This is a genomic window from Paenibacillus sp. GYB004, assembly GCF_036577605.1.
GTDB classification, from domain to species: domain Bacteria; phylum Bacillota; class Bacilli; order Paenibacillales; family NBRC-103111; genus Paenibacillus_AB; species Paenibacillus_AB oceani.
The window spans coordinates 90,894-103,122 of record NZ_JARBDB010000067.1; the positions used below are offsets into that span (position 1 = coordinate 90,894).

Here is a 12,229-nt window from a genome sequence, read left to right on the forward strand (position 1 = left end):
TGCCAAACGCAAGCAAACAGGTCCGTACAATCGGCTCTCTTACAGCAGCGCCTTAACTTTGGCTGCCACGTTGTCGACCGTAAAGCCGTACTCGGCGATAATTTTAGCCGCAGGCGCGGAAGCTCCGAACGTGCTGATGCCGAGAATCGCTCCGCCGTCGCCGACGTAACGCTCCCATCCGAGCGGGTACGCCATCTCAACAGCAAGACGGGCTTTTACGCCGGACGGAAGTACCGATTCTTTGTACTCTTTCGACTGCTTCTCGAACAGTTCCCAGCTCGGCATGCTGACGACGCGTACACGCACGCCGTCTTCGGCCAGCTTCTTCTGAGCTTCGACAGCAAGCGATACTTCGGAGCCGGTCGCCAGAATAATCGCTTGCACCGAGCCGCCTTCCGCTTCGGACACGACATAAGCTCCGCGGGCTACGCCTTCGCGGGCCTTCTCGGACGTCGACTCGAGATTCGGTACCGCTTGACGAGTCAGTACGAGCGCGACCGGTCCGTTTTTATTTTCCAGCGCATACCGCCATGCTTGCGTCGTCTCGTTCGCATCGGCCGGACGGATGACCGTTACATTCGGAATGATGCGCAGCGCCGCCAATTGCTCGATCGGCTCGTGGGTCGGGCCGTCTTCGCCGACGCCGATGCTGTCATGCGTCAGGACGTAGGTAACCGGCAAATCCATAATCGCTGCCAAACGTACGGCAGGACGCAGATAGTCGGAGAATACGAAGAACGTGCCGCCGTAAGGCTTAACGCCTTTGTGCAGCGCCATCCCGTTCATCGCCGCACCCATGGCGAACTCGCGAACGCCGAAGTAAACATTGCGACCGCTATAATCGTTGCGCGTCATCTGGCCGAGGCCCTTCATATGCGTCATCGTCGAAGACTCCAGGTCGGCCGAGCCGCCGATGAAAGACGGAATTTTAGACGCGAATGCGTTGATTGCGTTACCGGACGCGTTACGAGTACCGATTCCTTTATCCGCCGGGCTGTAGGTCGGAAGATCGGCATCCCAGCCTTCCGGAAGCTCCCCGGCTACGGCTGCCTTAAACTGCTTGGCCAGTTCCGGATACGCCTTCTCGTATTTGGCGAATAACTCGTTCCAAGCCAGCTCTGCCTGCTCGCCTTGCGATTTCAGACGGGCAAAATGCGCGGCAACTTCCGAAGGGACGTGGAAATGCTGGTCTTCCGGCCACTCGTAAGCTTTCTTGGTGAGCACGACTTCGTCTACGCCGAGCGGTGATCCGTGAGGTCCCACATGACCGCCTTTACCGGCTTTGTTCGGGCTTCCGTAGCCGATTACGGTTTTCACTTCAATCAGCGAAGGACGCGGGTCCTGCTGCGCTTCCCTTACAGCCGCATTGATCGCAGCCAGATCGTTGCCGTCCTCGACCCGGACATAATGCCAGTTGTAGCCTTCGAAGCGGGCTTTTGCATTTTCCGAGAACGACAAGTTCAGCTCGCCGTCCAGCGATATATCGTTCGAATCGTAAAGGACGATCATTTTGCCAAGCTGCAGATGGCCGGCCAGCGAAGCCGCTTCACTGGAGATCCCTTCCATCAGGTCCCCGTCGCCGCAAATAACATATGTATAGTGATCGATAATGTTCATATCGTCGCGGTTATAAGTGGCCGCCATATGAGCTTCAGCCATCGCCATGCCGACGGCGCTTGCAAACCCTTGTCCGAGCGGACCGGTCGTTGCGTCTACGCCCGCCGTGTGGCCGTACTCCGGATGACCCGGCGTCTTGCTGCCCCATTGACGGAAATTTTGCAGATCTTCCATAGATAGATCGTAGCCGCTTAGATGAAGCAGGCTGTAAAGCAGCATCGAGCCGTGCCCTGCCGACAGAACAAAACGGTCGCGGTCGATCCATTCCGGATTGGCCGGATTATGTTTCATCAGGTTAGCGTAGAGCGCGTATCCCATCGGAGCTGCTCCCATCGGCATGCCGGGGTGCCCCGAATTCGCTTTTTGCACCGCATCAATAGACAGCGTGCGGATCGTATCGATCGCCAATTGATCAATCGACTTCGTTTGAGACGTCATCGTTCCATTCCTCCCAAAAATCGGTATTCGCCGCTTGCCGGGTGTCTACCCTGCGCGAACCCCCTTCTTCGTCCAGCGGACACTTTCAGTCGCTTGCATTATTGTACCACTTGATTTGCTTGTTTGCCACAGAACCAAGGCAAAATGCCTTGTCGATTTATAAAACTCCCCCGGATGAAAGGACAGCTCCAGCAGGCATGTCCGTAACTTCCGGGGGAATTGACGTTATTTTTAATTTTGTAAACACCGGCTTTCCGTCCTTCAAGAATGACGCCGGCCGTTTCTTATTGTAACAAAACCATGACTAGTTCATGCGCCGCTCGAGGGCATGCCGCCAAACATGGTACATCCCAATCGAGACGAGAATGGCTTGTATTAGTTCGCAATAAATTCCTGCACCCATTCGCCGTTATAATAAGCGACGCCGATCTTCGTGAAGTTCGGACTCATAATATTTTGACGGTGACCCGGGCTGTTCATCCAGGCGTTCATCACTTCCTGCGGGTTGCGCTGGCCTTTGGCGATATTTTCCCCGGCATACGTATAACGGATTCCGTAAGAACGCATCATATCGAACGGCGAACCGTAAGTCGGCGAGTTATGATCAAAATAGTTGTTATTGTACATGTCCTTCGCTTTGTCCATCGCCATCGCCGTCAGTGCCGGATCGCTCGCGAGCGGCTTCAGTCCCGCTTTGGCGCGTTCCTGGTTGACCAGGGTCACTACTTGGTCGGCATAAGCGGATACCGGAGCCGAAGTATCTGCTCCGGAATCGGTGTCTTGTCCTGTTCCGCCGCCGTTTCCGTACCCGCTGCCATTTCCGCCTCCGTACCACGAACCGGCTCCCGGGATAACGAGCTTCATCCCCGGCCATACTATATTCGGATTCGCCACGTGCGGGTTCGCCTGGATGAGCGACTGCAGGCTGACCCCGTAACGCTGCGATATTTTCCACATCGTATCGCTATGATTCACCGTGTACGAAGTTGCGGCGAAAGCGGAACCTGTTCCGGCAACTACGCTGAGTGCAAGCACCCCGGCCATTACTGTCTTTTTGAAACGCATGTAAACCATCCTCTCCTTTTTGCGGCCTGCGAGGTTAGCTGACGGATTCGGGTCAAAGAGCAATCACCCGGCCAACAAACGTTGGCTTCACCCCGGTGTATCTGGGTTCCCCCGCGCTTCAAAATGAAGCTTCGGCCTGTCTGTATTCCCCATGAAAAGCTCCGGCTGTCTTGTCGACCAGCCGTCCTCCATGCGGTTTTCTCATCTTAACACGGGATATACACGCGATCATTACATAATGTTTTCCAAGCGGAGGCGAGATGGGGTGGGGTAGGGGTTTTGCAATCTGTAGTTTTACGAAAGAAACAACCCTCGAATTCCCCATACGAGGACCGAAGGTTGTAAGTACGTACATATACCCTAGATTAGCGCTACTTGTTCGCATAACGTTCGAGCCAAGCTCTTATTCCTGTCGGCTCACGGCCTTGTTCATCCGTCAATTCGATGATTCCAACGCCTTCTTCATTTTGCAGACTTGCCAGGTCGCTCCCATGAACCCGGCCCTCCAGCTCGGTAATCGTAAACGAAACAAAGCGCATCTCAGGGCCAACCTTGGACGAGATGTCCAGATGATCGGGACCGAACCAGCTGAACGTGAAGTACTTTCCTTCGTTATCGATAGCTAATGCATAAAGTTGTGTGATTTCCATGTTATACTCTTTTAGCCAACGTTCAAGCGTACTGAAACCAACGTTCTGCTCGAAGGTAATGGCAAATCGGCTGTACGAATGTTCGGTAATTGTATCAAGCTTCGCCTTCGCCGCTTTTTTATACAGCTCAAGAGACTCTTTGGAATGGATATATGCGGCATCGCTCTTGATTTTCACAGCTGTCGGTTGCTTCTGCGGTCCAATGTATCGAATGACCGAGTCCTCCGAAGCGTGCCGTTTAGCAGGCCATTCTTCCACTTGTGATTCCTTCCACGATACGCTTGTGATCAGATCGCCAGTGTCCGGCAAGTCGTATACCGAGCCGTTTGGCTGAGCGAATCTTTGAAGCGATTCCATCGTCACCTGATGCGACTCATCGTTCCCCGATCGTTTCCAGAACGTTTGGACAAAATAAGGCGTGTCCGCACGAATCTGCTCCGGGTCCCAAAATGTCGCTTTGATCCGGTACCCTTCCGAACCGTCCTCCGGAACCCTTTCGAACTTCGCGGCAGGTACGTTCGTAAAGATCGCTTGAGGCTCCAGCTCTTCGGGGCGATCCGACCGAAACTCAAATGCAGGAAACCGGATATAGTGCTCATGTTTAATAGAAGAGAGCTGCCGGTCCGTCCATTCGAATCGGGCGGTTGCAGCGAACACATCCGTATTGGTTTTGAACGCCTCAAACGAAGCGGCAGCAGGTTTGTCCCAATTCTCAGAGTCGGAATTGCGAATCACGGACGGCTCTGCCCCTACAGCCGACAGCCAAACGAGCTGGGATAACAGAACTATGGCAGTGACTTTTCCTTTAGTCATCTAAACGGTCCCCCCCCAAAAAAAGTCTGCACCTAAGTATATTCCACATTTCCCTTTCATTTCCTCTTAAAAAAAAGAAAACTCATTCCCCTAAGCCATATATCACCTATTTCACCCTCTCACTACCTAACTAATAAACCCGCTTAACCATTAACAACGCCAAATAACCCCGAATCGTACTAAGATCCGGGGTTATCCGTTTGCTTTAAGCGACTACGAAATCACCTTGCTAAGAAATTCGCGGGTCCGCTCGTTTTGCGGGTCCTCGAACAAGCTGCCTGGCTCGCCTTCCTCCATAATAATCCCCTGATCCATAAACAAGACACGATCGCCGGCTTCTTTGGCAAAACCCATCTCGTGGGTGACGAGTGCCATCGTCATGCCTTCCGCGGCCAAATCCTTCATGACGGCCAGCACCTCGCCTACGAGCTCGGGATCGAGCGCTGAGGTCGGCTCGTCGAACAGCATCACCTTTGGGTTCATCGCAAGCGCACGGGCGATCGCCACACGCTGCATCTGCCCGCCTGACAGCTTGCCGGGGTACACATCCGCTTTCTCACGAAGCCCGACTTTATCGAGCAAGACCAGCGCCGATTGGCGGGCCTCCTCCTTGGACTTCTTCCTCACCTTCCTCGGGGCCAGCGTTATGTTATCCATTACCGTTAAATGAGGAAACAGATTAAACCGTTGAAAAACCATGCCGACTTCTTCCCGCACCTGATTGATATCCGTGCCCGGATCGGTTAGATCGTGACCGTCTACAATCACCTGGCCGCTCGTTACGCTCTCCAGCAAGTTCAAACATCGGAGAAACGTACTTTTCCCCGATCCTGACGGCCCGATGATGCACACTACTTCCCGCTCCTCGATCCGGCAATCGATTCCTTTAAGCACCTCGAGCTGGCCGAACGACTTGTGCAGATTTTGGACTTCGATCATGATGGACGTCGAGCCTCCTTTCGATCCGCTTCAGCAGAAAGGACAACGTTAAGGTCAGCAGCAGATACATCGCGGCCACCATCGTATAAATCTCCAGCGCGTTAAAGCTGCTGGCCACGACCTCCTGACCGTTGCGCATCAGCTCCCCGACCGAAATAACGGACAGCAGGGACGTATCCTTCAGGCTGATAATAAACTGATTGCCGAGCGGCGGGATCATCCGTTTAAACGCTTGGGGGTAGATGATATGAACGAACGTCTGGAAGCGGGTTAAGCCAAGCGACCGTCCCGCCTCCTCTTGTCCCTTCTCGACCGATTGAATGGAGCCTCTTACAATTTCCGCTATGTAAGCCCCCGCATTAATGGCGATTACGATAATGCCGGCTATATCACCGGGGATCCGCCATCCTACCGTTTGTACAAGCATCTGATTAAGTCCGAAGTACAGCCATAACGCCTGAACGAGAATCGGCGTGCCCCGGATCATCTCCACATAAATCGTAGCGAGGCCGTATACCGCTTTATTTCGGGACGTTCTCCCTAGCCCGGCAATTAATCCGACTATAAACCCGAAGATAAGACCAAACACGGCAATGAGCAGCGTAATTTTTAACCCTTCCAGCAAAAACGGCAACGATTGGGCCGCACCGCTCCAATTGAACTGCAAGCCTTTTCCCCCTTTCCTCCGACCGTAATGCGAAGGCTGACAATCTTAAGTGTTAGTTCCGACTTCGCATCTGTTTACGAGCCCGGCATTTTGGCAGGTTTCTGACCGAACCACTTTTCGTAAAGCGTCTCGTAGGTACCATTTTTAAACAACGTTTGCAGCGCCTCATCGACCTGTTTGACGAGAGCGCTTCCTTTCGGGAAGGCGATCCCGTATTGCTGACCCTCAAGCAGCTCGCCCACCGGTTTTACTTTGCCCGCCCCTTTTACCTTTGCAAAATACAAAATGTTCGGGGAATCAAACACAACGGCATCAACACCCTTATTGATCAATTCCATGTAAGCGCCATCTATATTCGGGAAAGGTTTGACCTCCTTCACTCCTTCAATGGCCTTCGCGTAGTCGTAGCTGGTTGTACCGGATTTGCTCGCAACCACCTTCCCCTTCAAGTCGCCGACACCCTTGATCTCGGTTTCATCCGAACGGACAAGCACGAGCAGCCCCGCATCGTAGTACGGCAAAGCGAAATCGACCTGCTGCTTCCGCTCCTCCTTAATCGTCATGCCGGCAAGAGCGGCATCGATGCTTCCTGACTGCAACGCCGGAATCAACCCGTTGAAATCCATCGGCTTCAGCTCGTACTCCAGCTTCAGTTCCTTGGCGATGGCCGCCCATAAATCAATATCGAACCCTTCGTATTTCCCCGTCTGCTCATTGCGGAATTCAAACGGCACAAAACTCGTATCGGTCCCGATGACCAGCTTCTTGCCTTCCGGTGCGGCAGCGCCGGGTTGATCCGGGTTCCCTCCTGCCGGTGTAGTCCCGCCTGTTCCCCCGCACGCGGCCAACATGATCGTGAGCAGCACAAGGACTACCCCCAGACTCCATCTTCCGTTCGTTCTGATCGCTTTCATCTGCATCCTCCCTTTGAAAATGAATGTGTTACCGCTCCTAATTATAAATTTTATTTATAAATAAGAGACAGCCTTAAAGAGACGGTTATCACAGAGTCCGGATTACCATTTTCTCTTCCAATAGGCACTTAACTCTTTAACCATCTATATCGGTTTTCAAACAGAACATTCCTCGCCAATCGTTCGACTGAGCGGACCTGATCACATTTGCGCGGTTAAAATCGACCGATTTTATAAGCAACTCTTATAGGATGTCAGAGGATACGGAAGCGTTTTCCAGCATCGGCAGGGTAATTAGCGTTCATCCTTGCTGAGCCGTCTATATGCCCGCTTAGGTCCCCTCAGCGGAATTTGCACGTTTACTTGGAAAGTATAAAAAAAATTTGCGTCAAAGTGGAGTGGACGACTCAAACAGTGGCTGCTTTGAGTTGAATCTGGTAATTTTTGTTGTTTAGAGGGAGGGGTTGCCGCACAGGATGATCGTGTAGGCAAAACAGTCCAATTTCTGTAATGGACATGAGAGTCTCTTATCCGCCCCATTTCAGCCTTTTTTCGCTGTAACGGTCATCCGGACACCTATCGTGCGATTTATCCGCGAGTTTCGCTGGCTATACAGTCGTAAGCGTCTCTTATGTCCGTTAGCTGCCTTCGTATCCCGTTTTGCCGTTCTAAGCTGCACTCATGTCCATTAGCTTGCTGCGGCGGGGAATCCGGGCCTTCCTTTCTACGTAGAACCTCCCGTTACCCAAACCGAGTCAGTCATGCATCAGACATGGGAGTATTGCCACAGTTCGACACTTGGACAGGCGGCAGCATCCACGTGGTTCCAATTGTCTTACCCTTCCTCCACTCTGCAACGACCTTAATTAGGTACAGCTTCGAATCGAAGCCTTGCTACGACGTATGGCCCTTTGTGTAAATGGAGGCTTTTCTTGCAGGAGGGACGGCTGCTATGCTCATAAAAAAACAACCCGCCCTGCTGCCATACCAGCATCAGGCGGGTTGCCTATATGCGTCGTCAATTAAAGACGACGGTTTTGTTCTGGTGAGTCAAAATACGGTCTTCCACATGCCACGACACCGCCCGCGCCAGCACGATCCGCTCGATATGCCGGCCGATCCGCTTGAGCGCCTCCACATTGTCGCGATGGCTGACCCGCTGCACGTCCTGCTCGATAATCGGGCCTCCGTCCAGCTCCTCGGTCACGTAATGCGCAGTCGCGCCGATAATTTTCACGCCGCGCTCATAGGCTTGGGCATAAGGCTTGCCGCCGACGAACGCCGGCAGAAACGAATGGTGGATGTTGATGATCCGGTTCGGGAAATGATCGATAAACGAAGGCGAGATGATCTGCATATATCGTGCCAGCACGATCGCGTCGACGCCTCGCGTCACTTCCAGCTGCTTCGCTTCCGCTTCCTTTTTCGTATCGGCCGTAACCGGGATATGGTGATACGGAATGCCGAACGATTCGACCGTGTCGCGCATATCCGGGTGATTGCTGACGACCATCGCAATATCCGCATACAGGTCGCCGGATTTCCATTGCCATAACAGCTCAAGCAGGCAATGGTCCTCCTTCGATACGAACACGGCGATGCTTTGCTTGCGGCCGGCTTGCGTAACCCGCCACTTCATCGAAAATTCGGCTGCCGTCGTCTCCGCGAAATCCTGTTTAAGCTTCTCCAGATTCGCTTCAAGATGCGGGAGGTCAAACTCGATCCGGATGAAAAACATGCCGCCTTCCGGGTCCATCGTATATTGGTCCGACTGGACGATGTTTGCGCCGTGTTTGGCCAAAAACTGCGATACCGCGGCCACAATGCCCGGGCGGTCGGGACAAGATATGAGCATCCGCGCCCGGTCTTGATGGCGGTCGGAACGCTGCCGGTTCGGTGGTGTAACTAAGGGACTCATCAGCCTTCTCTCGTTCCTCTCGTAACATAGGAGCCTGTCCGATGCATTTTCACCGGTCGGTCAGACCCGTAGGTAGTAGTGGTAGACGGACATTCGATCCTGCCGCTTGTCCGCCGCTTCCGTCCGTCGTCCGTCGCATTGCCGCAAGCGGACCTCTCTTAGACGGCTGCCAGTATTTCCTTGCCGGCCAGCCAGACTGTAATGCGGTGATTGATCTGCTCCTCGCTCAAATCCGGGAACAGCTTGCTCTCAAGCACCATATCGTACAGACGTTCCATCGGCTCGCGCGGGTCGGCTTTTTTCGCCTTCGCATCGTTTTTGAGCACATCCCAGGTCGACACGACAAAGTCGCGGTGGTTGACTTCCTGCTTGCCGAAATAATGGTGCAAACGCTCGAGATGATCGAGGAACTCGGCTCCGAAACGCCCGTTCAAATCGCCGCGAAGCAGCGCGATTTCCGCTTCGTACATCGGACGGACGGTTTTGTCCTCCTTGCCGATCCACGGCGTCTCGAGAATCATCGGCAGGTGCTGCAGGCTGTCGTGGTGCACGATGTAATTCATCGCTTTATAACCGATCAGACCTGCGCCTACCGGTGCATGGCGGTCTTTGCCGGCTCCCCGGACGTTTTTGCTGTCGTTCAGGTGGATGACGGCCAGACGGTCAAGGCCGACGGTTTTGTCGAAATGATTCAAGACGCCGTCAAAATCGTCCACAATATCGTAACCTGCATCATGAACGTGGCAGGTGTCCAGGCAAACGGTCAGCCGGCTGTTGTCTTCAACTTTATCCATAATTTGCGCAATCTCTTCGAACGAGCGCCCGATCTCCGAGCCTTTGCCCGCCATCGTCTCCAGCGCAATGTTAACGTTCGTGTCTTTCGTGCCGCTGAGCACTGCGTTCAGGCCTTCGGCGATACGGGCGATGCCGTACTCCGCATCTTTGTCCGTATACGCGCCCGGATGAAGCACGATATTGCGCACGCCCAAATAATCGGTACGGCGAATCTCGTCCTGCAGGAAGCGGACCGCGAGCTCAAACGTATCTTCCTTGTAAGAACCCAAATTAATAATATAAGGCGCGTGGACGATAATTTCGCCGATGCCGTTTTTCTCCATAAGCGCCTTGCCTTCTTCAATATATTGCTCCTCGATCGGTTTGCGTCTAGTATTTTGCGGAGCCCCGGTATAGATCATGAACGTGCTGGAACCATAAGATTCGGCTTCTTGCGCCGCGTTCAACAGCCCTTTGTCGGAAAAAGAAACATGAGATCCGATTTTCAACATCTTCTTCGACTCCTTTGCATTTGCTTTCCCTATTGTACTAAGAAACTTCAAATAAATCTACGAATAGGGTATAATTCCAGTAACACCAGTTCTTCAAGGAGAATGAACAATGCCTTCGGATAATTTCATGCTGTTTCTTATATTTTGGGGATTTGTGCTGCTGCTTTTCATGTCGGTGGGCGGATTTTTCATGTTTCGTAAATTTATGAAAGTATTGCCCAAAGCCGACGGCAAGTCCAAGCTGGACTGGCAGAACCATTACGTCGAATCATCCCGCCACCTGTGGACGGACGATTCCAAATCGTTCCTGGAAAAGCTGGTCTCCCCGGTGCCCGGCCCGTTCCGCGACATCGCCCGCCATTCGATCGCAGCCCGCATCGGCCAAGTCGCTCTGGAGAAAGGCGCCAGCGAAGTAACGGAAGAGCACTGCATCGAAGGCTACATCCTCGCAACCCCGAAGCGGGACCATAAGAGTTTGATTTCCTTTCTGGAGAAAAACGGCATCGATTATTCGCCGTACCGGCACCTGTTGCAGTAGATAGCGCAGATCGTCCTGCCCTCCGCTTCTCGCGGCAATATCGTATTAAACACGAAGCCTCCTTTCCGACTATGCGGCCGGTTAAGGGAGGTTTTTTGTTTGAACGATATGGAGGTATCGAGGTGGATTAATCTAGACAGACACCTAATTTATACATTAAAATTAATTTATGGGAAATTTATTAAGCAAGAGGTTGCCATGAAACTAATTACCACAATCGGAAATGGAACACGAACAACCTAGTACCCTCCGCCTTCCTTTTGGCGGAAAACCGGAGAAAAATAAACAAACGATACTGGATAAGTCTTTTTCATTCGCCCCTTCCGGTAATAAGGAACCACGATTTTCGGTAAACGTAAAAAGCGGAAAGCTTGTAATCAAACCCGTAACTGAGGATCTTTTTCTACATACTGCTTTTGAGATATACCGGGGAGATTATGAGGTTTTGCTGATCCCCGCCAACAAAGAGCCCGCTATAATTTTGGATAGGTTGGCGGATCTGGAACTTCACGTACAAAAGCCCATTCCGAATAATGTCGGCATCTTGGATTTCGGACATTTTGAACTTGTCTATTTCATCCCTGCTCCCGAAAAACACCAAACTAATATGTACGCCTATATTATCGAGCCTACAGGGAAGTCATACCCGGTAAACTTCGAATTTGCCGTAGATCATCGTCTTGTCCGAGAACGATTTATCAATATCGATAACATTCATGACTGGCCTGATCGCAATGACGACAACCTTACCGTATTATACGGAGACGGAGAGTACTCCTTCTACCAACTTGCGTTTTCGCCCGATCCGCAGAGTCAAGTGCTGCGGCTTCAAGAGGTCAAAGATATATCGGCAGTAATGCGGGACGCTAAAGATATGGGGCAACGGTTAGTCGATACGATTGCAAGAGACTGGAAGCCATCTGTCGAAAAGGATATCAACATCATGAGACAAAAGTTTACCGATGAAGCGTGGAGCCATACCGGATTTCAATATCTTTATGAGAATGCGCTAAGGTCGAAACAAAAGCTAAGGCTTGAATACGCCGTCGGTGTGCCACAGCATGTCCGAATCCTGTCTCCCGAAGTCATTCTATATCGGGTTAGCTTTAATTTGCTCGATATCATGAAACAAATGACGGATATTGAGGTGGAGATTCGCAAGCAAGCGGACCACTGGATCTTTCACAAATTTGGAACTATTCGAATTCATGAAGTAGAGCATGATGAAACGTACAAAGACCACCATATTCAGGTTGGACTTGTGCCTGGAATCTATAATTAATAACAGCGGACTTTCAGTAAATACGGCCTAGTTCAGTTACCGCTTGCTTGCTCCCCCTTCTCTGGCGAAGTTCCCCCCCACGAAATAAATGGATTCGGCCAA

At 52.1% G+C, this 12,229-nt stretch carries 10 protein-coding genes and 1 riboswitch; of the genes, 2 read left to right on the forward strand and 8 right to left on the reverse strand.

The genetic code is table 11. The features are described from left to right. Positions 1–39: 39 nt before the first annotated feature. The 8 genes from tkt to PV433_RS30510 form a co-directional block, all read right to left on the reverse strand. Positions 40–2,055: a transketolase gene (gene tkt, locus PV433_RS30475; RefSeq protein WP_332075745.1), complete on the reverse strand. Its 2,016-nt coding sequence runs from the start codon at positions 2,053–2,055 to the stop codon at positions 40–42. A gap of 375 nt (positions 2,056–2,430) precedes the next feature. Beyond that, the gene (locus PV433_RS30480) at positions 2,431–3,120 is read right to left on the reverse strand and encodes a CAP domain-containing protein (protein WP_332075746.1); all 690 of its coding nucleotides are present in this window, start codon (positions 3,118–3,120) and stop codon (positions 2,431–2,433) included. An 8-nt stretch (positions 3,121–3,128) separates the two neighbouring features. After that, positions 3,129–3,267, reverse strand: a riboswitch (cyclic di-AMP (ydaO/yuaA leader). Between the two features lie 224 nt (positions 3,268–3,491). Then, on the reverse strand, positions 3,492–4,583 hold the full coding sequence (locus PV433_RS30485) for a hypothetical protein (RefSeq protein ID WP_332075747.1): 1,092 nt from the start codon (positions 4,581–4,583) through the stop codon (positions 3,492–3,494). A gap of 213 nt (positions 4,584–4,796) precedes the next feature. Continuing rightward, positions 4,797–5,522: an amino acid ABC transporter ATP-binding protein gene (locus PV433_RS30490; protein ID WP_442951589.1), complete on the reverse strand. Its 726-nt coding sequence runs from the start codon at positions 5,520–5,522 to the stop codon at positions 4,797–4,799. Continuing rightward, positions 5,470–6,189, reverse strand: coding sequence for an amino acid ABC transporter permease (locus PV433_RS30495; protein WP_332075748.1), 720 nt, complete (start codon positions 6,187–6,189; stop codon positions 5,470–5,472). Before PV433_RS30495 ends, PV433_RS30490 begins: the two co-directional genes overlap by 53 nt. 74 nt (positions 6,190–6,263) lie before the next feature. After that, positions 6,264–7,103 carry a glutamine ABC transporter substrate-binding protein GlnH gene (glnH, locus tag PV433_RS30500; protein WP_332075749.1) on the reverse strand — a complete coding sequence of 280 codons (840 nt, stop codon included), beginning with the start codon at positions 7,101–7,103 and terminating at the stop codon, positions 6,264–6,266. 1,018 nt (positions 7,104–8,121) lie between these two features. Continuing rightward, positions 8,122–9,021: a formyltetrahydrofolate deformylase gene (gene purU, locus PV433_RS30505; protein ID WP_332075750.1), complete on the reverse strand. Its 900-nt coding sequence runs from the start codon at positions 9,019–9,021 to the stop codon at positions 8,122–8,124. Between the two features lie 158 nt (positions 9,022–9,179). Further along, positions 9,180–10,307, reverse strand: coding sequence for a deoxyribonuclease IV (locus PV433_RS30510; protein WP_332075751.1), 1,128 nt, complete (start codon positions 10,305–10,307; stop codon positions 9,180–9,182). A gap of 109 nt (positions 10,308–10,416) precedes the next feature. Here PV433_RS30510 and PV433_RS30515 point away from each other — a divergent pair, with 109 nt between their 5' ends. Next, positions 10,417–10,845, forward strand: a complete 429-nt coding sequence (locus tag PV433_RS30515) for a DUF2621 domain-containing protein (protein ID WP_332075752.1) — start codon at positions 10,417–10,419, stop codon at positions 10,843–10,845. A 223-nt stretch (positions 10,846–11,068) separates the two neighbouring features. Further along, on the forward strand, positions 11,069–12,127 hold the full coding sequence (locus tag PV433_RS30520) for a hypothetical protein (RefSeq protein WP_332075753.1): 1,059 nt from the start codon (positions 11,069–11,071) through the stop codon (positions 12,125–12,127). The last annotated feature ends 102 nt before the right edge of the window (positions 12,128–12,229 follow it).